Below are 21,740 nucleotides of genomic sequence, written 5' to 3' on the forward strand. Positions count from 1 at the left end.
AACCAGCCCCGAGAAGTTAAATGGGGTCAGAGTTTTTTTCGCGGTCTTTTGCGAAAATTACACTTCCCGCGCAGCTCTGACCCATTTAACGGACCACGGAGCGCATGCGGTGGCGTTAGCTCAAGCCGGACTCATCAAACATCAGCTTTTGCAAACCGTCCCCGCATTCGCCTTGAACCCTTCGACATTTGCCGCAATCCCATCCACCGCGCCGGCTACAGTGCGTTGCACGCCTAGCACCAGTGCGTCGATGCCGCTGCCTACCGGTTCTGTTAGCGTGAGTTGGCAGGCGGTGGTGCGGCTGTTGTCGGAGCGGGTGATGGTCCAGCCGTAGGTGGCTTGTACTTGCTGGCCGGGGACGGCGTCGAATTCGCGCAGTTCGATGGCGATGCGGTATACCGGTTGGTCGATTGGCCGGCCGTTGCGGCTGACGTCGGTGGCGTTGAGACGATTGGCTAGGCCGCTGGCGAAGGCGTCGCGCAATTCATTGTTGAATGGCGAGGACCAGCGCTCCTGTTCCAGGATGTCGACCCGGATCGCTGATGTCGCACCGGCGCTGCGCACGACCAGTTGCGGACGGGCCAGCCGTTCCGGCAGGGCGATCGGCGATATTTCGATGAAGGTACGCGCGTTCGATGCCGTGCCGGTTGGCGTTGTGTTCGCTGTGCCCGCAGGCGTCGCCAATGTGTAGAAATGGGTAGGCGCCGAGGCACAGCCGGCCAGCAGCAGCGCGGCCCCCAGGGAATACAAGAGCGTCGATCTTGGCATGGTCAATCTCATTATTTGTTTTCCTCCTGCTTGCCGCGAATCAGCGATTCGGGATGGCGTTCCAGATAATCGGTCAATACCCGCAGCGAAGCCGCCGAACGTGTCAGTTCCTGCAAGGTCTGACGAATATCCTGCTGCAATGGCGAATTGTCGGACAGGGTGCGATTGGCGTTGTCCAGCGTCTTGCGTACATCCTTCATGGCCGAAGCAATTTCCGGCGCGACATCATTGTTCAGGCTCTTGGTCAGTTGTTCGGCGTTGAGCAACGTACGGTTCATTGTGCCCAGCGTCGTTCGCAGATCAGCGGCGATCTGGTCGAACGGCACTTTGCTCAGGTTCTTGGCGATTTCGGCGATCTGCGACTGGATTTCATCCAGGCTGTTCGGAATGGTCGGCAGCACGATCACCGGGGATGAGGTGTCGATCTTGACCGGCGGCGCTTTCGGGAAGAAGTCCAGCGCAATGTACAGTTGGCCGGTCAACAGGTTGCCGGTGCGCAGCTGCGCACGCAAGCCGCGACTGACCATATATTCCAGGCGCTGCTTGGCGGTGTACTCTGAATGACGTTCGTCCTCAGCATACTTGCGTCCAAGCCGCTCTGGATAAATCTGCACCGCGACTGGCATCTGGAATTCACGTTTCTTGGCATCGTATTCGAGGCCGATCGATTTGACTTCACCCAACACCACGCCACGGAAATCGATGGTGGTGCCAGGCGTCAGTCCGCGTAGGGACTGGTTGAAGTAAAGCAGTACGGTTTCCGACGGGCCGTCCGGTTCCTTCATTGCGGTTTCTTGATCTTCGGCCAGCGCGAAGGTGGTGTTTTCCTTTGCCAGCGGTCCGAGATTGTCTTCCGGCGCCTGGAACGCGATGCCACCCAACACCACGGTGGCCAACGATTGAGTGCGCAATTTGAAGCCGCTGGCGTTGATCTGCATGTCAAAGCCACTGGCGTGCCAGAACCGGGTGTTGACGCCAATGAATTTTTCGTAAGGCTTGTCGATGAAAATGCGCATCGTGACGCCTTTGCCATCTTCATCCAGATCGTAGGCGGCCAACTGGCCGACCTTGATGCGCCGGAAGTAGATGGGTGAGCCGATATCCAGCGATCCGATGTCGGTCGCATGCAGCATGAATTGCTTGCCGGGAGAGTCGAGCGCAACGATCGGTTGTACCTCGAGACCGGTGAAATCGTCTTTCTTGTCCTTGGAGACGCCGGCGTCGGCGCCAATGTACGCACCCGACAGCAAGGTGCCCAGGCCTGAAATGCCGGACGCGGCCACGCGTGGACGCACCACCCAGAAACGGGTATCGGTGGCGGTGAAACTCTCGGCTTCTTTCGACAGCTGGACATTGGCCAGCACATGCTTGCGGTCTTTGCTCAGCGTGATGGTCTGTACCACGCCGATGTCGACATCGCGGTACTTGACCTTGGTTTTTCCGGCCTCCAAGCCTTCAGCCGTGCGGAACGTGATGGTGATGGATGGGCCGCGCTCGACCAGTATCTTGACCACCAGCGTCAGGCCAACTACCGCAGCGACAATCGGAATCAGCCATATCAGCGATGGCAACCAATCACGTTTGCGGCTCAGTTTCGGTTCTGGCAGGGGCGGCACGGTGTTTTCATCACTCATCTTGTACTTTCTTTCATTTCATCTAACTCTTGATCGCCGCTGTCCCAGGTCAGGCGCGGATCGAAACTCAGCGCGGCAAGCATCGTCAGGACCACCACCGAGGCAAACGCCAGTACGCCGAAACCGGCAGTGATCTTGGCAAAGCCTTCGATCTGCACCAGGCCGGCCAGCAGAGACACCACGAATACGTCCAGCATCGACCAGCGGCCGATGATTTCGACCAGTCGATACAGTTTGGCGCGTTCCAGGCGGCGCCAACGGCTGCGTCGTTGCGCTGTCAAGGTCAGCAGGATCAGCGAGGCTAGTTTGAACAGCGGTACCAGGAAGCTGGCGATGAAAATGATCGCCGCCAGTTCCCAGGCGCCGGATACCCAGAAATAGATCACGCCGCTCATGATGGTGTCTTCCTGGACGCCAAGCAAGGTCTTGGTAATCATGACCGGCATCAGATTGGCCGGGATGTACATGATGCAGGCGGCAATCAGAAAGGCCCAGCTGCGCCGGATGCTGTCGGGTTTGCGTTTGTGGAGTGCTGTGCCGCAGCGTTGGCAGTGTTCATCTTCACGCACTTCCTGCCACACCGTCCCGCAGTGATGGCAGGACATCATGCCAAGGCTGGCCGCGGTATGTACAGGCAGATCTTCGTTACCTTCAAGGCCGGATGCGCTGGCCCCGCCATCACTTGCGACTGTGCTTGAATTGGCTGAATTGACGTTGATCATCAGGAACCTTCCCGGGCTTGTTCTGCATACGCCATCTGCCAGAAATGCCGCGGATTGAATGAGACTACCGCGGTCAGCAGGACCGTCAGCACGCCGAACGCCCACAAGGCCACGCCCGGGATCACGGTCGCCATGTTTGACAGCTTGACGACGGCTACCAGTACGCCCAGCAGGAAGACCTCAACCATCCCCCATGGCCGCAAGCTTTGCATGGCACGCACCAGCCAGCGGAAGCCTGGCGGGCGACGCCGACCGGCCAGCGAGACCAGCAAGTAGAACAGGAACAGCAGTTGCAGCAGCGGGAACAGGATCGTGGTGGCAAGCACCAGCAGGGCCACCAGCGACATGCCTTCGGTGGTCAGCGACAGCACGGCACCGAATAGTGTGGTGCGGCTGCTCAAGCCTTGCAGCTCGATCTCGACGATGGGGAAGCTGTTGGCAATGACGAACATGATCAGGCTGGCCACGGTGAGCGGCAGGATGCGCTCGCGCTGACGTCCTGAATCGCGATCCAGTTCGGTGCCGCAGCGCGGGCAATGGGCGATTTCCTGTGGACGCAGCGCCACCTTGCGATACAGCGCATCGCATCCTTCGCAAGCAATCAGGTCGGGGACTTCGCGCATTATTCGTCTTGAATTTGGATGGATGGAATTCTAACAACAAATCTGCAAATATTGATCTTACATACGTTCAGCGCTGAGAAAAAGATTGCCACGACATTGCCCATGCTGGATGTGCGCGACAAAATCGCTTGAACAGAAATTCTGCGCGATTGCGTTGCATCCATTGCACCATTTGTGGGCGATGGTAAATAACAGTCGATTACATTGGCGGCGCAATGAGAACGATGGCACGCCTTCGATCATGCCGGTAAAGCTGCGTCATACGTATCTTCCCGAATACTCGTAAAATGACGGGTGAATTCATTGTTGCCAGAGCTAAAGTGTGGTTTGCGGACAGGATATTGACGCAACGCCATGCTTTTTATTTACATCAAAGTTACCTAATGAGCATCATTACACCACAAGGCGCACCATCCGCCGCAGCAGCTACCGATCACAAGCTGGAGTATGTCACCTCCTGCGAACTGCCCATGCCTTGGGCGACGTTCCAACTGCATGCCTTTGTCGACCATGCCTCCGGCAAAGAGCACCTGGCCTTGACCCTTGGCGCCGTCAATGACGGCGAGCCGGTGTTGGCGCGTGTCCATTCCGAATGCCTGACCGGTGATGCACTGTTCAGCCAGCGCTGCGATTGCGGCGCGCAACTGGAGGGGGCACTGCAAAAAATCGCTGCCGAAGGGCGCGGCGCAATTCTGTATTTGCGTCAGGAGGGCCGTGGTATTGGCCTGATTAACAAAATTCGGGCCTACCGGATTCAGGATGGCGGCGCCGATACGGTGGAGGCCAACCAGCAACTGGGTTTCGCAGCCGACCTGCGTGACTACAGCCTGTGTGAATCGATGCTGGAACACCTAGACATCACCGCATTGCGCCTGATGACCAACAATCCGCGCAAGGTAGCGGCATTGCAAAAGATTGGCATCACCGTTGTCGAGCGTATCCTTTGATTCTAAACAGGAATCCGTTCAACACGCGTTATCTCGATACCAAAGCGTCCAAGCTGGGCCATTTGCTGCCGATGGATGGCATGGAGCGCGACGCCGACAGTAATTAAGCCGGAATTAAGCCGGATCGGCCACAGCCGCATGCGCGGCTGTTTCTCCCGATTCCGTTCAGTGTTTACCGCTGCCGATATGCTTGGCATTCACCACGGCGTCGGTCACGTTGGCCGGCGCTTCAGCATAATGCTTGAATTCCATCGTATAAGTGGCCCGTCCCTGCGTCAGTGAACGCAGCGTGGTCGAATAGCCGAACATCTCGGCCAGCGGCACCTCGGCGCGGATGATCTTGCCGACGCCGCCTGGAATATCATCCATGCTTTGTATCATGCCGCGCCGCGACGACAGGTCGCCGATCACATCGCCCATTTTTTCCTCTGGCGTTTCCACTTCGACCGCCATCATCGGTTCCAGCAAGGCCGGGCTAGCCTTGCGGCAACCGTCCTTGAATGCCATCGAAGCGGCCATGCGATAGGCGTTTTCGTTGGAATCGACATCGTGCGAGGAGCCAAAGAACAGCGTGACCTTGACGTCGACCACCGGATAGCCCGCTAATACGCCGGTCGGCAAGGTTTCGCGCACGCCTTTCTCGACCGCAGGTATATATTCACGCGGCACGGTGCCGCCCTTGATCGCATCGATGAATTCGAAGCCCTTGCCAGGCGGCTGCGGTTCGATCTTCAGCACCACGTGGCCATACTGGCCGCGCCCGCCGGACTGTTTGATGAATTTGCCTTCGCTCGATTCGCATGTCTTGCGGATGGTTTCACGAAATGCTACCTGCGGCTTGCCGACCGTGGCGTCGACCCCGAACTCGCGCCGCATCCGTTCCACCAGCACTTCCAGATGCAATTCACCCATACCTGAGATGATGGTCTGACCCGACTCCTCATCGGTCTTGACGCGGAACGATGGATCTTCCTCGGCCAGTCGGCTGAGCGCAATCCCCATTTTTTCCTGGTCGACCTTGGTCTTCGGCTCAACCGCCTGCGAGATCACGGTATCCGGAAAAACCATTTTTTCCAGCGTGATGATGCTGCCAGGGTCACACAGTGTATCGCCGGTGCTGGCTTCTTTGAGTCCGACCGCAGCGGCGATGTCGCCTGCATATACTTCGCTGATTTCAGTACGATGATTGGCATGCATTTGCAGCACGCGGCCGATTCTTTCCTTCTTGCCTTTATTCGGGATGAATACTGAATCGCCGGAAACCAGCACGCCGGAGTACACACGGAAGTAGCTCAAGTGCCCGACAAACGGATCGGTCATGATCTTGAAGGTGAGGGCGGAAAATTTTTCATCGTCGCTGGCGCGCCGCTCGATAATTGAGTCGTCCTGGGCGTGGCCTTTGACCGGCGGGATATCGGTTGGCGCCGGCAGGAAATCGATCACGGCATCCAGCAGCGCTTGCACGCCGCGATTCTTGAACGCACTGCCGCACAGCATCGGAACGATTTCGCCGGCAATGGTGCGCTTGCGCAGCGCGGCCTTGATCTCTTCCTCGCTAAGCGTGTCGCCATCCAGGTATTTCTGCATCATGGTGTCGCTGGCGTCGGCCGCCGCTTCGATCATGCGGCCGCGCCATTCCTGGGCGCTGGCTTGCAGCGCAGCCGGGATGTCGATGTATTCGAACTTGACGCCCTGGGTGGCATCATCCCACATGATCGCCTTCATCTTGATCAGGTCGACCACGCCGTGAAAATTGTCCTCGGCGCCGACCGGAATCTGCACCAGCACAGGATTGCCCTTGAGGCGATCGCGGATCTGCTGGTACACGCGGAAGAAATCGGCGCCGACCCGGTCCATCTTGTTGACGAACGCCAGCCGCGGCACGCCGTACTTGTTGGCCTGGCGCCAGACCGTTTCGGACTGCGGCTGGACGCCGCCGACTGCATCGTAGACCATGCAGGCGCCATCCAGTACCCGCATGGAACGCTCGACTTCGATGGTGAAATCGACGTGTCCCGGGGTGTCGATGATATTGATGCGGTGGATCGGATAGTTGCCGGCCATGCCCTGCCAGAAGCAAGTGGTGGCGGCCGAAGTGATCGTGATGCCGCGTTCCTGTTCCTGTTCCATCCAGTCCATGGTGGCGGTGCCGTCGTGTACTTCGCCGATCTTGTGGCTGACGCCGGAATAGAACAGGATGCGTTCGGTAGTGGTGGTCTTGCCGGCATCGATATGAGCGCTGATGCCGATGTTCCGGTAACGCTCGATGGGAGTCTTGCGAGTCATGACGATTTCCTCTTGGAGCAAATAATGATGATCTTGGTTGATTGACAGCCGATTTGACGTATGAGCTTACCCGTTTTTTCGGTTCGCGGTTGTGAGCAATGCGAGGCTCCGTTTTTTGCGCTGCGGTGGTATCCTAGGCGTTTCGCCGGCAAGACGATTTTTCGGCATATGAATTGTTCCGAACACCACTGAATCACACACTTCCGACCATTTTCCAAACCGCGATGAATTCCAGAACCTTCTCCCAAACCACTGCCGGTCCGCGCATCCAGCTACTGCGCGATGCGATGAAACGCCACCATGTCGATGCCTGCCTGATACCGTCGGCAGATCCGCATTTGTCCGAATATCTGCCAGGGCGCTGGAAAGGGCGGGAGTGGATGTCTGGCTTTACCGGTTCGGTTGCCAACCTGATCATTACCGCCGATTTTGCCGGTCTGTGGGCAGATAGCCGCTATTGGTCGCAAGCGGAAGCGGAATTGGCCGGCAGCGAGATCGTCCTGATGAAGACCCCGTCTGGCAATAGCCTGCTACATCTGGACTGGTTGGCAGCAAATCTTCCGGCCGGCAAGACGCTGGCGGTCGACGGCGCCGTACTCGGCTTGGCGACAGCGCGTGCGCTGGAACAAGCGCTGACCAAGGGCGGCAGCAAATTATGTACCGATATCGATCTGCTCGGCGAAATCTGGAGCGATCGCCCAGGGTTGCCGATGGCCGATGTTTACCAGCATCAGGCACCGCATGCGCCTTTGGCGCGTGGTGCCAAGCTGGCCAGTTTGCGTCAGGCCATGCAGGAACAGGGCGCGCAATGGCATTTCATTTCCACGCTGGACGATATCGCCTATCTGTTCAATCTGCGCGGCACCGATGTCAATTACAACCCGGTGTTTGTCGCCCACGCGCTGATCGGTCCGCAGCGGACTACGTTGTTCGTCGCCGACGGCAAGGTGCCGGAAGCCGTGCGCGAGGCGTTGATTGCCGATGGCGTCGACCTGGCGTCGTATGCGCAGGCGGCTGAATCATTGGCTAGCTTGCCGACAGATGCCGTGCTGCTGCTCGATCCACGCCGTGTCACGCTGGGCTTGCGGCAGGCCGTGGCGGCTGGCGTCAAGGTGCTCGAAGCAATCAATCCGACCACTTTCGCCAAGTCGCGCAAGACTGAAGACGAGATTGCCCATGTGCGCGCCACGATGGAACAGGATGGCGCGGCATTGTGCGAATTCTTTTCATGGCTGGATCAGGCTTTGGGCAAGGAAACGGTGACCGAGCTGATGATCGACACCCAGATCACTGCCGCCCGGGCGCGGCGTCCCGGGTTCGTCAGCCCGAGTTTTAGCACCATTGCCGGTTTCAACGCCAACGGTGCGATGCCGCACTACCGGGCTACGCCGGAGTCGCACGCAACGATCAGCGGCGACGGCTTGCTGCTGATCGATTCTGGCGGCCAGTATGTCGGCGGCACCACGGATATCACTCGTATGGTGCCGATCGGGCAGCCATCGCAGGCGCAGAAGCGCGATTGCACACTGGTCCTGAAGGGCGTCATTGCGCTGTCTTCGGCACAGTTCCCGCGCTCCATCAAATCGCCATTACTCGATGCCATTGCCCGCGCGCCGATCTGGGCCGGCGGCGTTGATTATGGGCACGGCACCGGCCACGGAGTGGGTTATTTTCTGAACGTGCATGAAGGCCCGCAAGTGATCTCGGGCAGCGCTGCGCCGGATGCGCACACGGCAATGGAGCCGGGCATGATCACTTCAATCGAGCCAGGCACCTATCGTCCTGGCCGCTGGGGTGTGCGGATTGAAAACCTGGTGCTGAACCAGTTTGCCGAAACGACCGAATTCGGCGAATACCTGCGTTTCGAGACGCTGACCTTGTGCCCGATCGATACCCGCTGTCTGGATGTGAGCTTGTTGCGCAGCGATGAAATCAACTGGCTCAATGCCTACCATGCCGAAGTGCGGCAGCGCTTGTCGCCGCATGTGCGGGGCGACGCCAGGCTGTGGCTGGAGCTGCGGACTCAGCCGTTATAAGTGCGTAGGTGGCTGCGGATTAGTAATGTGGTGGCCGCTCTTGCGCGCCTTGTCCGGCGTTGCGGCTATCCTCGGCCTCCTTGAGGCGCCGCGCCAATGTCGCGCATAACGTTTCCAGCTGGTCTATTTGCAATTGCTGCCGATAGACCAGCTTGTTCAACTCGTCCAGCATGTCTTCCTGGCGCAATATCTTGATCTCGATATCGACGATGCGGTCTTCGGGGTTCATTTTCGTACTTCCTTGATTTTTTTGCAGTGCGAGATGGTAGCGCAATAGGAGCTGTCGCGGCTGGAATGGTGTATTTTCATGGCGGATATCCGCACAGTAAAAATTGCCAATTCTGGATTTCCGCACAAAAAGCGATGGACGGATTCCTGATCTGGTGCAATTATTTCCAATAAATCAAAAGCTTAGCTTTTTCGATTGCGCTGGCACGAAGTCTGCGATGATTTAGAAAAAAATCTAATCTACAGGAGACAGCTATGCACCCATCATCACCATCCTCTTTGTTGCATCAATCTTGATTTAAAGTCAACTTGGCGGCACGCGGTTCAGCCGGGGCGATCAGATACGTTGCTGCATTCCTCGTGCCGTCCGTAACGCCAGCGGAGCGACTTGCTGTCGTCGCGCGCACCGAATCACCGATCTTGCTGCACCAAAACACTCATAACAGGAGATAAACATGTCAAAGCTTCATCCTTCCGACCATGCGGCAACCGCAGCGGAAAATCGAAAACGCATTTTTGCAATTGTCGGCGCCTCCTCCGGTAATCTGGTCGAATGGTTCGATTTCTACATCTATTCGTTTTGCGCGATCTATTTTGCACCGGTATTTTTCCCCAGCGGGAATCCGACCACGCAATTGCTGAATACCGCTGGCGTGTTTGCCGCCGGCTTCCTGATGCGTCCGATCGGTGGCTGGTTGTTTGGCCGTATCGCCGACAAGCACGGGCGCCGTCGCGCCATGATGATTTCGGTGTTGATGATGTGCGGCGGTTCGCTGATGATCGCTTTCCTGCCGACCTACGCCACCATTGGCGCCTTGGCTCCGGCACTGCTGCTGGTGGCACGGCTGTTCCAGGGCTTGTCAGTAGGCGGTGAATACGGCACCAGCGCAACTTACATGAGCGAAGTGGCGTTGCAGGGACGCCGCGGCTTTTTCGCTTCGTTCCAATACGTGACCTTGATCGGCGGCCAATTGCTGGCTGTACTGGTATTGGTGATCCTGCAGCAATTGTTGACCACCGAGCAGTTGCATGCCTGGGGCTGGCGCATTCCATTCGTGCTGGGCGCCGGCGCTGCCATTATTGCCCTGTACTTGCGTAAATCCCTGAGCGAAACGTCGACTGCAGAAACCCGCAAGAACAAGGATGCGGGCACCTTGGCCGGTTTGATGAAGCACAAGGGAGCGTTTCTGACGGTGGTCGGTTTTACTGCTGGCGGATCACTGATTTTCTATACCTTCACAACCTACATGCAAAAGTACCTGGTGAACACCGCCGGCATGAATGCCAAGACCGCCAGTAATGTCATGACGGTAGCGCTGCTGGTTTACATGCTGATGCAGCCGCTGTTTGGCGCGCTATCCGACAAGATCGGCCGCCGCACCTCGATGCTGTATTTCGGCGTCCTGGCGACATTGGCCACGGTGCCTATCCTGCATGCACTCAAAGACGTTACCAGCCCCTATGCAGCATTCGGCCTTGTGATTCTGGCTTTGGCCATCGTCAGTTTTTATACATCGATCAGTGGCCTGATCAAGGCGGAAATGTTCCCGCCGGAAGTGCGGGCGCTGGGAGTTGGATTGTCGTATGCGGTCGGTAATGCGGTTTTCGGTGGCTCGGCTGAGTTTGTCGCGCTGAAGTTGAAATCGATCGGCATGGAATCCAGTTTCTACTGGTATGTATCGGCCATGTGTGCGATTGCGCTCATCGTGACTTACAGAATGCGCGATCCAAGCAAGGAAGGCTACCTCAAGGATGTGCCGCTTGAAACCAAACCGTTCTCTGCCGAAGGTGCTGCGGTAACGTCGCGATAGCGCAGCGGCGATCAGACGCTTCCGGGGCCGTCGCTGACAGGTGGCGACCCTCGGATGAATCTGATAGCCAATGTTTTTTTGCGCCTCCGGGCGAGTCCTGTTAGTGGCGGAGATATCATGAAGGTGAGAAATCCCCTCGCATTACTTGCGTTTGGCCTCGCGTTCTCTGTCGCGGTGGTGGCGGCGACCTATATCTTCGCGGCGCAAAAAGCTACCAGCGATATACGTGAAGCCAGCGAGCGGCAATTGCAGATCATCGCGCTTGATCTTGGCTCGGTGCTGGATAAATTCGAGACGTTGCCGTATGCGCTCGGATTTCAGTCGGATGTCGTGCAAGCACTGACACGGCCGGACGACCAAGCCATCATCCAACGCCTGAACCAGACCTTGCAACTGATCCAGCGCCAGTCGAAAGTGGTGGCGATATATATGCTGGATCGCAAGGGCACCACGCTGGCATCCAGCAACTGGGATACGCCGACCAGCTTTGTCGGTCGCGACTTTGGTTTCCGACCGTATTTCAGTGAAGCAGTCAAAGGCAATGCCGGCCGGTTCTACGGTATCGGCAATGCGACCAATATTCCGGGCTATTTCATCGCTCAACCGATCTATGCGAGCGCCTCTGCACGTGATAACGGCGCGCCGCTGGGTGTCATGGTAGTCAAGATCGATCTCACCGAATTCGAGCATACCTGGAGCAGCAGCGAAGATCCGATTACGCTGTCCGATCATAGCGGCGTGGTTTTCCTCAGCAATCGCCCGGCGTGGAAGTATCGCAGCCTGTATCCGCTCAACGGCGAGATTCAGCTGGATCTCGCCGGCACCCATCAGTATGCCGACCAGCCAATCACGCCGGTCGCTTCGTTGCCAAAGCACCTGCGGGTCGGTTTTGGCGATCATGTCACGCGTACCATCGGCCGGCTTGGCTGGCAATTGATGCTGTTTCCGTCGCAGGCCAGGATCGCCCGGGTTGCCATGCTGTGGGCATTGGCGGCTGCATTGTTGCTGGCAATCGCGGGTATTTCACTATGGGCCCTGTACCAGCGCCGGCGGCGCCTGGAAGAGCGACTGACTTCCGCTGAATATCTCGATCGAACCATCGCCCAGCGCACGCAAGAGCTGATGGTGGCGAACCATACGCTGGAAGCGAAATACGCGAAACTGAAGGAAACCGAGCACTTGCTGCGCTCGACCCAGAACGAGTTGATCCAGGCTGGCAAGCTGACCATGCTCGGGCAAATGGCGGCCGGCGTGGCGCATGAGTTGGCTCAGCCGCTGGCGGCGATCCGGGCATTTGCCGATAACGCGATTACTTTCCTGGGCCGTCAACAGGCCGACAAGACTGCGGAAAACCTGACGCACATTAGCAATGCCAGCGCCCGCATGGGCAAGATCATCGGCCAGCTCAACAGCTTTTCCCGCAACAGTTACGATACGGTCGCCGTGATCGATCTGCAAAAATCGATAGAGGCGGCGGCACTGTTGATGCGCAACGAATTCCAGACTCATGGCGCCAGCCTGCATATCGATATCCGCCAGGCCGCACACGTAGTGGGTGATGCGGTGCGCACCGAACAGGTACTGATCAACCTGTTGCGCAATGCGCTGGACGCGGTGGATAATGCGCAGCAAAAAAATGTCTGGTTGACATTGGAAAAGGAGGCTGGCGAAGCCGTCATCCGGATACGCGATTCCGGCGCCGGCATCCCGGCTCAGGTGGCGCTGCATCTGTTTGAGCCGTTTTTTACCACCAAGCCTTCCGGTAAGGGACTGGGCTTGGGACTGGCGATTTCCTCGTCGATCGTGCAGGCCATGAACGGCAGGCTGCAGGCCAATAATCATGGTGATGGCGGCGCCGAATTCGTGTTGTGCCTGCCATTGCTGGCGCAATCTTGAAGGAGAACAGGGTGGCAGTGCTCGAAGCTTTGCTGATTGAAGATGAACACGCGGTGCGCGAAGCGGTAGCCCAGACCCTGGAGCTCGGCGGTTTCACTGTGCGCGCCTGCAGCAGCGTGGAGCAGGCGCAACCATGGCTGCATGCGGGATTTGCCGGCGTAATTGTCACCGATGTGCGTTTGCCGGGTCGCTCCGGCCTGGAGTTGTTGAGCCAGGTGGTGGCGCTGGATCCGGATTTGCCGGTGATCGTGGTGACCGGGCATGGCGATGTCGGCATGGCGGTCGATGCGATGCGCGCCGGCGCTTATGATTTCATCGAAAAGCCGTTCGCTGCCGAGCGCTTGATGGAAGCGGCCAACCGGGCCCAGGAAAAGCGCAGTCTGATTCTTGAGAACCGCAACCTCAAGGCGAGCTGGGCGGCGCATCCGGACATGCCGAGCCTGATCGGGCAGTCAGCCGTTATCGAGCGCGTGCGCACCATGATCCGCAGTGTCGGGCCGACCATGGTCGATATCCTGATCAACGGCCAGACCGGCAGCGGCAAGGAAGTGGTGGCGCGTCAATTACATGTCGCCAGTGGCCGCAAGGGACCGTTTGTGGCGATCAATTGCGGTGCGCTGCCGGAGACTGTGTTCGAGAGCGAGATCTTCGGGCACGAGGCGGGCGCTTTCACCAGTGCGCAGAAGCGACGTATCGGCAAGCTGGAATATGCCAAGGGCGGCACCGTCTTCCTCGACGAAATCGAAAGCATGCCACTGACGCTGCAGGTCAAGCTGCTGCGGGTGCTGCAGGAACGCAAGCTGGAGCGGCTCGGCGGCAATGAGCCGATCGCCATCGATTGCCGTATCATCGCCGCCAGCAAGGCCGACTTGCTGCAGATGAGCGCGCAGGGTAGTTTCCGCGAAGATCTGTATTACCGCATCGGCGTGGTCAGCATCGATCTGCCGCGCCTGATTGACCGGCGCGAAGACATCCCGCTGTTGCTGGCGCACTTCATCCAGGGGGCGGCGATCCGTTACCAGCGGCCGCTTCCGCAATGGACGATGGCACAAATGGCGCAATGGCAAACTCGCGACTGGCCAGGCAACGTCCGCGAACTGCGCAATTTCGCCGATCGGCTGGTGCTGGGCGTGGCGGAAGGCGTCAGTGATCCAGGCAAGGCAGGTGTCGATGCGCTGGCGGGAGAGATGTCGCTGCCACAGCAGATCGATGCCTACGAACGCATGCTGATTGCGGAAATGCTCACCGCCAGCAACGGTAATGTCGCTGCCGCCGCAGACCTCTTGGGCGTGCCCAGGAAGACCCTGTATGACAAGATCAAGAAATACCAGTTGGCGGTCGGCAAAGCATAAAGACAGCCTATAATATTTGTCCCTTGCATATCTGCTATCAGGATTGCCATCAAGCCGTATTGCGCCTACTACGATGTCATTGACCGCCAGCATTGAAAGCATTTACCGTAGCGAATCGCGTCGCGTTTTCGCGACCTTGATTCGCCTGCTCGGCGACTTCGACCTCGCCGAAGAGGCGCTGCAGGATGCCTTCAAGGTAGCGATCGAACAATGGCCGCGCGATGGCATTCCTGCCAATCCTGTTGCATGGTTGGTGTCGGCAGGGCGTTTCAAGGCGATCGACGGCATACGCCGGCGCGCCAGGTTTACCCCGTATGACGATGTAGCCGATACGATCGAGTCCATTCCGGATGGAGGAGCCGCGCTGGATGACGAACGCGAACATGTCGAGGACGACCGGCTGCGTCTGATTTTTACCTGTTGCCATCCGTCGCTGGCGCCTGATGCGCAGGTGGCGCTGACGCTGCGCGAAGTCTGCGGCCTCACCACCGAAGAAATCGCACACGCTTTTCTCACCCCGGCGCCGACATTGGCGCAACGTATCGTGCGCGCCAAATCAAAGATCCGCGATGCCCGTATTCCATATCAGGTCCCCGGGCGCGACGAATTGCCTGCGCGCCTGGAAAGCGTGTTGCGCGTCATCTATCTGGTATTCAATGAAGGCTATTCGGCGTCATCAGGGGCGTCGTTGACGCGTCATGACTTGTCGCAAGAGGCGATTCGCGTCACGCGTCTGCTGATGCAGTTGCTGCCAGAACCGGAAGTGATGGGCTTGCTGGCGCTGATGCTGCTGCACGAGTCGCGGCGTCAGGCGCGCACTGCCGCCAACGGCGACCTGATCCCGCTTGATGAGCAGGACCGCAGTTTGTGGGCCGCGAACAGATTGCTGAAGGTGCTGCGTTGATCGGGCAAGCCCTGTCGTCTGGCCGCTTCGGCATGTATTCGCTGCAAGCGGCGATTTCTGCCGTGCATGCCGCCGCGCCAAATGCCGACGCCACCGATTGGGCGCAGATTGTCGGGCTATACGACGCACTATTACGCTTGCAGCCGTCGCCGGTAATTGAATTGAACCGTGCGGTCGCCGTAGCCATGCATCAAGGCCCACAAGCCGGACTGACGGTGGTCAATGCTTTGATCGCCGACGGTCAATTACAGAATTATCACCTTGCCCACGCGGCCAAAGCCGACTTGCATCGCCGCCTTGGTCATTTCGCCGAAGCGCGCGTCGCTTATGCAAAAGCGCTGGAGTTGACCCAGCAGGAGCCGGAACGTCGTTTTTTGCAACGCCGCCTGGGCGAGTTGCCGCATTAGCCGCCATAGCAAAAATTTTTTTCCTTCATGTCGATTGTGGTGTTCGCTGCTCGACTAATTCTTGCCAATGCATTCATATCAGCCTTGGCGCCCGACGTGCTGCTTATATTTACTGCCAACAGGAGATCTTCATGAACTATCTGTGCCTAGTCTATCTCGCGCAAGACAAACTCAACGCCTGCCCAGACAACGTTTGCCATGGCTACCGCGAAGAATTGCGCGCAAGTGGCCATTATGTCGCCAGCCGGGCGCTACAGCCGGTTGACACCGCCACTACCGTACGGGTCCGCAATGGACAAACGACGCTGACGGACGGGCCGTTTGCCGAAACCAAGGAGCAACTTGCAGGGTTTTACATGATCGAAGCAAAGGATTTGAATGAAGCGATCCACTGGGCTTCGAAGATTCCGCCAGCGCGCTTTGGCAGCATAGAAGTACGGCCGGTCCGCGAACTTGATCTTGCCAATCTTGTATCCAGCGTGGATGCGATCTGAGCCGAAACTTGCATTCGAAAGGAAAGCGCCATGCACAAGCAAATTTTTGTCAACTTGCCAGTCAAGAACCTGCCCAAGTCAATGAGTTTCTTCAAGGAGCTCGGGTATAGCTTTGACGTGAAATTCACCAACGAGCAGGCGGCCTGCATGATTCTTGGTGAAAACCTCCATGTCATGCTGCTGACGGAAAATTTCTTCCAAGGCTTTACATCCAAGCCGATCAGCGACGCCACCAAACAAAGCGAAGTGCTGGTCTGTGTTTCCTGCGATAGCCGGGCGCAGGTTGATAACCTGGTTGCAAAAGCGAGCGCTGGCGGAGCCACAACGCCGCGCCCGTCGCAGGATCATGGCTTCATGTATGGCCACGGATTCCACGATCTGGATGGACATATCTGGGAGTTTGTTTATATGGAGCCACAATCGACTTGAGGCGGCCTGATCAAGATGCCGGATTGAAATGTACTCTAATAAAGGAGATCTCCCATGAAATACCAAGGCAGTTGCCACTGCGGCAAGATTGCATTTGAAGTAGAGGGCGAACTGAACGGCGCGATGGCATGCAATTGTTCGATCTGCTCGCGCAAGGGCTCGTTAATGTGGTTTGTTCCTCGCGACAATCTCCATATGCTGACAGACGAAGGTGATATCAGTGAATACACCTTCAACAAGCACGTCATCAAGCATCGTTTTTGCCGCACCTGCGGCATCCATCCGTACGGCGAGGGTGTCGACCCGAAAGGCAACCGGGTCGCCGCCATCAATATTCGCTGCCTTGAGGGAGTCGACCTGGCAGCCATTCCGGTTACGCATTACGACGGGCGTTCATTGTGAATGCTGCCGCTCGTAGGCGAAGTTAACTGACGAGAGGAGAGCAAGATGCAAAAAATTACACCATTCCTTTGGTTCGACGGCAAGGCAGAGGAGGCGATGAATTTTTACACTGCCATTTTCAAGAAATCCAAGGTTGGCAATGTCATGCGCTATGGCGATGCCGGCCCTGGACCGAAGGACGCTGTCATGTCGGCAACTTTTGAACTCGAAGGCCAGGAATTCATTGCATTGAACGGTGGGCCGCAATTCAGCTTTACGCCGGCGATTTCTTTTTTTGTAAATTGCGAGACGCAGGAAGAAGTCGATGAGCTGTGGGATAAGCTTTCCCAAGGCGGCGAAGCGCAAGGGTGTGGCTGGATGAGAGATAAATATGGCTTGTCATGGCAGATCATCCCCTCGATTCTGGGGCGCTTGCTGCAGGACAAGGATGCCACCAAGTCGCAGCGCGTGATGCAGGCCATGCTGAAAATGGTCAAGATCGACATCCAGCTTTTGCAACAAGCATACGAGCAACAATAATAGGGTGATAGGACGGCCCGAATGGCAGCGTTGGCAATGCGTCAAGCTGTACTGCTGCATTCGTGTCGTTCCGATAACGATAAGAAGCGCCACTCTATTTCTGAGTTGTTACAAAAGGATATTCCGCTGGACAACATCGTTTGAATCATTATCATTGGCATCTTTTTCAAATATGGATGCAACAATGAGCGGTTCATCAGCGCTGCATAGCTCATCTCATTCTCCGGATCACCATCGCAATTTTCAATTTGGCTTTATCGATCTGCTCAAACTGATCGCTGCGCAATTAATTGTCCTGCATCATCTCGCTTTCTATGGGCCGATGTCCGATCACGTGCGCCCGATCGCGCCGACGCTGATCGACTGGCTCGATTCCTATGCGCGCATTGCCGTCCAGGTGTTCCTGGTGATTGGCGGCTTCCTGGCCGCGAAGTCGTTGTCGCCGCAGGGGACATCAACAGTTGCCGACCCGTTGCGGGTCATGTGGCGGCGCTACATGAAGCTGGTGCCGCCTTTCCTGATGGCGACCGTGCTGGCAGTCGGTGCCTCAGCCTGGGCCTCCCTGTGGATGACGCATTACTCGATTTCGGCAATGCCGACTGCATTGCAACTGGCTGCCCATGCGCTGTTGCTGCATTCGATACTGGGTTATGAGTCGATCTCGGCTGGCGCATGGTACGTCGCCATCGATTTCCAGTTATATGCATTGCTGACCATGCTGCTGTGGCTGACCGGTGGTATCGCCCGTCGTGGCGCCATGCCTTGGCTGGCGCCGTTGCTGGTGGTGGCCGGGATCAGCGCATCGCTGCTGTATTTCAATCGCAACGCCGCTTGGGATGCCTGGGCGCCATATTTCTTCGGCAGTTACGGCCTCGGCGTGATCGCCTGGTGGGCACGCGACTTGAGTCGCCGACCGGGCGTGGTAGCGTTGCTGATCGCGGCGCTACTGGTGCCGACCGTGTATGCGTTGACGATCGATTTTCGTAGTCGGATCGCCGTTGCCCTGGTTGTCGCTTGCGCGTTGGTGTTGGTGAGCCGACACGGCATGCTGCTGTCGCGCCAGCGTTTTGCGTGGATCCGCAGTTTCGGACGCATCTCATACTCGATATTCCTGGTGCATTTCCCGGTTTGCCTGTTGGTCAATGCCGCTTTCGTCCGCTTTGTACCGGCTCGCCCACTGTTGCAAGCCGGCGGCATGGTGTTGGCCTGGGCTGCCAGTCTGCTCGCCGGGGCAATCTTCTATCGTTTTGTAGAGATACCGTTGAGTCGCCTCTCGACCCGCGCTTCAGCGCAGGGGCTGGCGTTACAAGTCCCTGCTGCTGCGTGATAGCGGCGAACGGTCAGGATACGTTTTCCGTTTCCAGGGCCTTGGTTGCCGGTGTTGTCATTGCGCGTTGCCGGCGCTGGCGCCGGAAATGCAGGAAGGCCAGGATCAGCGCAGCGAACTGCAGCAATGCGCAAAAATAAAACGGTGCGCCGATACGCCAGTCGCCGGCTGGCAAATGCGATACGACGCCCAATAGCGGGGCGCCGATGATCGGAGCGATCACCGCCATCAGGCTGTTGAGCGAGCTGACGGCACCAAGCGCCTGACCTTGGTTGTGCGAGTCGACTGCGCCGGAAATGATGCTCTGGATCGACGCATTGACTGTCGAGCCGAAGATGTTGGCGAAAATGATCGCGTACATCATCCAACCCTGGCTGGCAACTCCCCATAAAAGATATGCAGCCGTCGAGGAAACCAGGCCGATCACGGCCAGCCGTTGCGGGCTGAAGCGCTTCAACAGCGGTCCCAGCAATACCCCTTGCACCAGCACCGACATGATGCCGACCGCCGCTAGAGATTGGCCGTTCTGTTGCGGACCCCAGCCGAACTTGAATGTGGTGTACAGCACCCAGGTGGTGAACAACATGAACTGCGCCAGGCCGCTGCAGCCAATCACGGCGATCAAAGGTCCGATTGATTTGAGACGCGACAACGCGCGTAGCGATGCCAGCGGATTGGCTGTCTTCCAGTTGAAAGCGCGGCGTCGTTCTAGCGGCAGCGATTCGGGCAGCACAAAATAGCCGTACATCAGGTTGATCAACGCCAGACTGCCGGCAACAATGAATGGCAAGCGCAGGTTGATGGCACCTAGCAAGCCACCCATCACCGGCCCGACGATAAAGCCGACACCGAACATCGCGCCCAGCATACCGAAACGCTTGACGCGTTGCTCAGGCGCCGTGATGTCGGCGACATAGGCATTGCATACCGCCGCATTCGACTGCATCGCTCCACCGATCAGGCGCACCACGATCAGCATCCATAGTGCAGTTGAAAATGCGGTCGCGAAGAAATTCAGCGCCAGCCCGCAAAATCCCAGCAACAAGACCGGTCGGCGACCGTATTTGTCGGACAACGCACCAAGAATCGGCGAACCAAAGAAATTGGCCAGGCCGAAGGCAAAGGCGACGGCGCCATACCAGAAAGCCTGATCGGCTTGCGAGCCGGTGAATTTCCCGACCAGCACCGGCAGTACCGGAATAATCAGGCCGATCGAAATCATGTCGATCAGTACGGTCAGCATGATGAAGGGCATCGCGGCAGCCCGAGGTTGTGTTTGCGCAGGAGAAGGGGTGTTCGTCACGCGAGATCGCTCCGGTTGGTATTGTTATTTTCCGTTGGTAACGGCAAGTCGGAAGTTGCCTGTTCATCAAACGCCATGATATCTAAATATGTTTTGTATGGATTGCGCCTTGCGGCAGATCAAGCACGAGATCCGCGCATCTGCTTATTTTCTCAGTTCCAATCCCAGGCCATGGCCCGCCATTTCGAGGATTGATGGATTCTATATCCGATCGGAGATGATGCGGCGCGCAGCATTAAATGGAAAAGGAGATTCGGCGGTGTTTTTAGGCCATCTCGCACAGCTTTTCTTTGGAAGAAATGCTCTATTTTCACCTGTCGCCATAGTCGATCCTCGCCGCGCCTGCTGGCAAGCCATTCTCCAATTTTCAGGCGTCATGTTGCGCTGCAAAATAAGTGGCGCGCAATCAAATTAAGGTTCAGAATAATCTTGTCTTCGGCGAATTTGTCGCGTGGTAGGCGGCATCGTCCGCTGGACATTTATCGTCGAAAAAAAGGAAGAGCGTATGGCAAAAGTAACGGGTTTATCCGGAAATGAAATTTTCTGCTTGGCGCTAAAGAATTATTCGGCAGGCGAAATTGTCGTCGGCAATAGCGTCAATTCCATGGGTTTCCTCGGCGGCATAGGCGCCGGCTTGAAGAACATGCTGGGCGGAGAAATAACCCAGGTCACCGCCGCCATCCACGAAGGGCGCGCCAACGCCTTCGAGCGCATGAGCAAGGAAGCCTTGCAGCATGGCGCTTCGGGGGTAGCGGGTGTGACCAGCGAGTTACGTTCGTTCAGTGGCAGTACCGAATTTCTGTTCGTCGGTTCCTGCGTCCATGCGCGCGATATGTCGGGGCGATTCTTCACGACGGCGGGCGATGCACAGGAACTGTATTGCCACATGGATGCCGGCTATGAGCCGATCCAGCACGCTTTCGGCAATATTGCCTATTCGATGGGCGTCGGCGGCGGCCTGATTGGCTCGCTCAAGACCCTGGTCCGAGGCGAGATTCCTGAATACAGCAATATATTCAATACGACCCGCCACAAAGCGCTTGACCGGCTGGTGGCGCAGGCCAAGGCCGACAAGGCGAATGCGGTGGTTGGAATTCGCACCACCATCTTGCCGTGGATGGGCACGCATGAAATGCTGATGACGGGAACCGCATCGCGGCACGCTGCATTGCCAGCTGGCGCCGACGGCAATCCCGTCACCAGCGATCTTACCGGTGAAGAATTGTGGGCCATGACCAGCCTGGGTTATGCGCCGGTCAAGCTGCTGATGTCGACTTCCATTTATTCGCTGGGTGTGGTGGGCGGGTTCATGGCGGCGTTCAAATCGTTTACCAAAGGCGAAATCAGCGACCTGACCACGCTCATCCACGATGCGCGGGAGATCGCGATCGAGCGTTTGAAAAGCGAGGCGGATGCGCTCAATGCGGAAGAGGTGGTCGGCGTGAAGACGTATATCGCAGAGATCGGCAATGGGCTGGTCGAGTTCATGGCAATCGGAACTGCAGTCACGAAAATGCCGGGCTTTGCGGTCAAGACGCCCACTCTGCCGGCGCAGGCAATTATCCGCGACAAGGACACCTGGATCGATGGTGATTTCGGGTTTTCCCTGGATCGCAACGGGAACGGTTGACCTGGTCCATTCAATTCGCTAA

Annotated in this window: 20 protein-coding genes and 1 pseudogene; 14 read left to right on the top strand and 7 right to left on the bottom strand. The window is 57.4% G+C overall.

Annotation, left to right across the window (positions count from 1 at the left end):
- Positions 1 to 141 precede the first annotated feature (141 nt).
- The 4 genes from CAter10_RS10040 to CAter10_RS10055 are packed head-to-tail and all read right to left on the bottom strand — an operon-like array spanning position 142 to position 3,747.
- Positions 142 to 780 carry a PqiC family protein gene (locus tag CAter10_RS10040; protein ID WP_236905523.1) on the bottom strand — a complete coding sequence of 213 codons (639 nt, stop codon included), beginning with the start codon at positions 778 to 780 and terminating at the stop codon, positions 142 to 144.
- Complete coding sequence (locus tag CAter10_RS10045) at positions 780 to 2,402, bottom strand: PqiB family protein (RefSeq protein WP_061533299.1); 1,623 nt, start codon at positions 2,400 to 2,402, stop codon at positions 780 to 782. Before CAter10_RS10045 ends, CAter10_RS10040 begins: the two co-directional genes overlap by 1 nt.
- Positions 2,399 to 3,124, bottom strand: coding sequence for a paraquat-inducible protein A (locus CAter10_RS10050; RefSeq protein WP_231879259.1), 726 nt, complete (start codon positions 3,122 to 3,124; stop codon positions 2,399 to 2,401). Before CAter10_RS10050 ends, CAter10_RS10045 begins: the two co-directional genes overlap by 4 nt.
- A complete protein-coding gene (locus CAter10_RS10055) occupies positions 3,124 to 3,747 on the bottom strand; it encodes a paraquat-inducible protein A (protein WP_061533300.1) in 624 nt (207 codons plus the stop codon). Before CAter10_RS10055 ends, CAter10_RS10050 begins: the two co-directional genes overlap by 1 nt.
- A 383-nt stretch (positions 3,748 to 4,130) precedes the next feature.
- Here CAter10_RS10055 and ribA point away from each other — a divergent pair.
- Positions 4,131 to 4,801: pseudogene (ribA, locus tag CAter10_RS10060) on the top strand (GTP cyclohydrolase II).
- 58 nt (positions 4,802 to 4,859) lie between these two features.
- Here the strand turns inward: ribA and fusA are convergent.
- On the bottom strand, positions 4,860 to 6,980 hold the full coding sequence (gene fusA / locus CAter10_RS10065) for an elongation factor G (protein ID WP_061535271.1): 2,121 nt from the start codon (positions 6,978 to 6,980) through the stop codon (positions 4,860 to 4,862).
- A 224-nt stretch (positions 6,981 to 7,204) separates the two neighbouring features.
- On the opposite strand from fusA, the gene CAter10_RS10070 reads away from it, so the two are divergent.
- Positions 7,205 to 9,016 carry an aminopeptidase P family protein gene (locus tag CAter10_RS10070; RefSeq protein ID WP_061533301.1) on the top strand — a complete coding sequence of 604 codons (1,812 nt, stop codon included), beginning with the start codon at positions 7,205 to 7,207 and terminating at the stop codon, positions 9,014 to 9,016.
- 19 nt (positions 9,017 to 9,035) lie between these two features.
- Here CAter10_RS10070 and CAter10_RS10075 read toward each other — a convergent pair whose 3' ends face one another.
- On the bottom strand, positions 9,036 to 9,245 hold the full coding sequence (locus CAter10_RS10075; protein ID WP_061533302.1) for a SlyX family protein: 210 nt from the start codon (positions 9,243 to 9,245) through the stop codon (positions 9,036 to 9,038).
- Positions 9,246 to 9,699: 454 nt separating this feature from the next.
- Between CAter10_RS10075 and CAter10_RS10080 the strand changes: the two genes are divergently transcribed.
- From CAter10_RS10080 to CAter10_RS10120, 10 genes are all read left to right on the top strand, one after another.
- A complete protein-coding gene (locus CAter10_RS10080) occupies positions 9,700 to 11,055 on the top strand; it encodes an MFS family transporter (RefSeq protein WP_061533303.1) in 1,356 nt (451 codons plus the stop codon).
- A gap of 117 nt (positions 11,056 to 11,172) precedes the next feature.
- Positions 11,173 to 12,951, top strand: coding sequence for a sensor histidine kinase (locus CAter10_RS10085; RefSeq protein ID WP_061533304.1), 1,779 nt, complete (start codon positions 11,173 to 11,175; stop codon positions 12,949 to 12,951).
- 11 nt (positions 12,952 to 12,962) lie between these two features.
- Positions 12,963 to 14,303, top strand: a complete 1,341-nt coding sequence (locus CAter10_RS10090; RefSeq protein WP_231879260.1) for a sigma-54-dependent transcriptional regulator — start codon at positions 12,963 to 12,965, stop codon at positions 14,301 to 14,303.
- A gap of 73 nt (positions 14,304 to 14,376) precedes the next feature.
- Positions 14,377 to 15,207 carry an RNA polymerase sigma factor gene (locus CAter10_RS10095; RefSeq protein WP_335340212.1) on the top strand — a complete coding sequence of 277 codons (831 nt, stop codon included), beginning with the start codon at positions 14,377 to 14,379 and terminating at the stop codon, positions 15,205 to 15,207.
- Positions 15,204 to 15,614: an RNA polymerase sigma factor gene (locus CAter10_RS24255; protein WP_335340213.1), complete on the top strand. Its 411-nt coding sequence runs from the start codon at positions 15,204 to 15,206 to the stop codon at positions 15,612 to 15,614. Before CAter10_RS10095 ends, CAter10_RS24255 begins: the two co-directional genes overlap by 4 nt.
- Before the next feature lie 131 nt (positions 15,615 to 15,745).
- Positions 15,746 to 16,108: a YciI family protein gene (locus tag CAter10_RS10100; protein ID WP_061533305.1), complete on the top strand. Its 363-nt coding sequence runs from the start codon at positions 15,746 to 15,748 to the stop codon at positions 16,106 to 16,108.
- Positions 16,109 to 16,138: 30 nt separating this feature from the next.
- A complete protein-coding gene (locus CAter10_RS10105; RefSeq protein ID WP_061533306.1) occupies positions 16,139 to 16,537 on the top strand; it encodes a VOC family protein in 399 nt (132 codons plus the stop codon).
- A gap of 54 nt (positions 16,538 to 16,591) precedes the next feature.
- A complete protein-coding gene (locus tag CAter10_RS10110) occupies positions 16,592 to 16,939 on the top strand; it encodes a GFA family protein (RefSeq protein ID WP_061533307.1) in 348 nt (115 codons plus the stop codon).
- Positions 16,940 to 16,984: 45 nt separating this feature from the next.
- Positions 16,985 to 17,458 (top strand): VOC family protein, encoded by a 474-nt coding sequence (locus CAter10_RS10115; protein WP_061533308.1) that lies wholly within the window; start codon positions 16,985 to 16,987, stop codon positions 17,456 to 17,458.
- A gap of 184 nt (positions 17,459 to 17,642) precedes the next feature.
- The gene (locus CAter10_RS10120) at positions 17,643 to 18,785 is read left to right on the top strand and encodes an acyltransferase family protein (RefSeq protein WP_061535273.1); all 1,143 of its coding nucleotides are present in this window, start codon (positions 17,643 to 17,645) and stop codon (positions 18,783 to 18,785) included.
- Positions 18,786 to 18,798: 13 nt separating this feature from the next.
- Here CAter10_RS10120 and CAter10_RS10125 read toward each other — a convergent pair whose 3' ends face one another.
- Positions 18,799 to 20,088, bottom strand: coding sequence for a TCR/Tet family MFS transporter (locus CAter10_RS10125; RefSeq protein WP_231879261.1), 1,290 nt, complete (start codon positions 20,086 to 20,088; stop codon positions 18,799 to 18,801).
- A 109-nt stretch (positions 20,089 to 20,197) separates the two neighbouring features.
- On the opposite strand from CAter10_RS10125, the gene CAter10_RS22360 reads away from it, so the two are divergent.
- Together CAter10_RS22360 and CAter10_RS10130 are read left to right on the top strand one after the other, a co-directional pair.
- On the top strand, positions 20,198 to 20,503 hold the full coding sequence (locus CAter10_RS22360) for a hypothetical protein (RefSeq protein WP_128083028.1): 306 nt from the start codon (positions 20,198 to 20,200) through the stop codon (positions 20,501 to 20,503).
- A gap of 90 nt (positions 20,504 to 20,593) precedes the next feature.
- Positions 20,594 to 21,718, top strand: a complete 1,125-nt coding sequence (locus CAter10_RS10130; protein ID WP_061535274.1) for a heavy metal-binding domain-containing protein — start codon at positions 20,594 to 20,596, stop codon at positions 21,716 to 21,718.
- The last annotated feature ends 22 nt before the right edge of the window (positions 21,719 to 21,740 follow it).

Source organism: Collimonas arenae, assembly GCF_001584165.1.
Lineage (GTDB): Bacteria > Pseudomonadota > Gammaproteobacteria > Burkholderiales > Burkholderiaceae_D > Collimonas > Collimonas arenae.

Bases quoted from the DNA above. Each gene is read 5' to 3' on its own strand.
- CAter10_RS10070 (WP_061533301.1), top strand. From the start codon at position 7,205: ATGAATTCCAGAACCTTCTCCCAAACCACTGCCGGTCCGCGCATCCAG.
- CAter10_RS10080 (WP_061533303.1), top strand. From the start codon at position 9,700: ATGTCAAAGCTTCATCCTTCCGACCATGCGGCAACCGCAGCGGAAAAT.
- CAter10_RS10120 (WP_061535273.1), top strand. From the start codon at position 17,643: ATGAGCGGTTCATCAGCGCTGCATAGCTCATCTCATTCTCCGGATCAC.
- CAter10_RS10050 (WP_231879259.1), bottom strand. From the start codon at position 3,124: ATGATCAACGTCAATTCAGCCAATTCAAGCACAGTCGCAAGTGATGGC.
- CAter10_RS10115 (WP_061533308.1), top strand. From the start codon at position 16,985: ATGCAAAAAATTACACCATTCCTTTGGTTCGACGGCAAGGCAGAGGAG.
- CAter10_RS10095 (WP_335340212.1), top strand. From the start codon at position 14,377: ATGTCATTGACCGCCAGCATTGAAAGCATTTACCGTAGCGAATCGCGT.
- fusA (WP_061535271.1), bottom strand. From the start codon at position 6,980: ATGACTCGCAAGACTCCCATCGAGCGTTACCGGAACATCGGCATCAGC.
- CAter10_RS10040 (WP_236905523.1), bottom strand. From the start codon at position 780: ATGAGATTGACCATGCCAAGATCGACGCTCTTGTATTCCCTGGGGGCC.
- CAter10_RS10075 (WP_061533302.1), bottom strand. From the start codon at position 9,245: ATGAACCCCGAAGACCGCATCGTCGATATCGAGATCAAGATATTGCGC.
- CAter10_RS10100 (WP_061533305.1), top strand. From the start codon at position 15,746: ATGAACTATCTGTGCCTAGTCTATCTCGCGCAAGACAAACTCAACGCC.
- CAter10_RS10110 (WP_061533307.1), top strand. From the start codon at position 16,592: ATGAAATACCAAGGCAGTTGCCACTGCGGCAAGATTGCATTTGAAGTA.
- CAter10_RS10105 (WP_061533306.1), top strand. From the start codon at position 16,139: ATGCACAAGCAAATTTTTGTCAACTTGCCAGTCAAGAACCTGCCCAAG.
- CAter10_RS10130 (WP_061535274.1), top strand. From the start codon at position 20,594: ATGGCAAAAGTAACGGGTTTATCCGGAAATGAAATTTTCTGCTTGGCG.
- CAter10_RS10085 (WP_061533304.1), top strand. From the start codon at position 11,173: ATGAAGGTGAGAAATCCCCTCGCATTACTTGCGTTTGGCCTCGCGTTC.
- CAter10_RS10045 (WP_061533299.1), bottom strand. From the start codon at position 2,402: ATGAGTGATGAAAACACCGTGCCGCCCCTGCCAGAACCGAAACTGAGC.
- CAter10_RS10055 (WP_061533300.1), bottom strand. From the start codon at position 3,747: ATGCGCGAAGTCCCCGACCTGATTGCTTGCGAAGGATGCGATGCGCTG.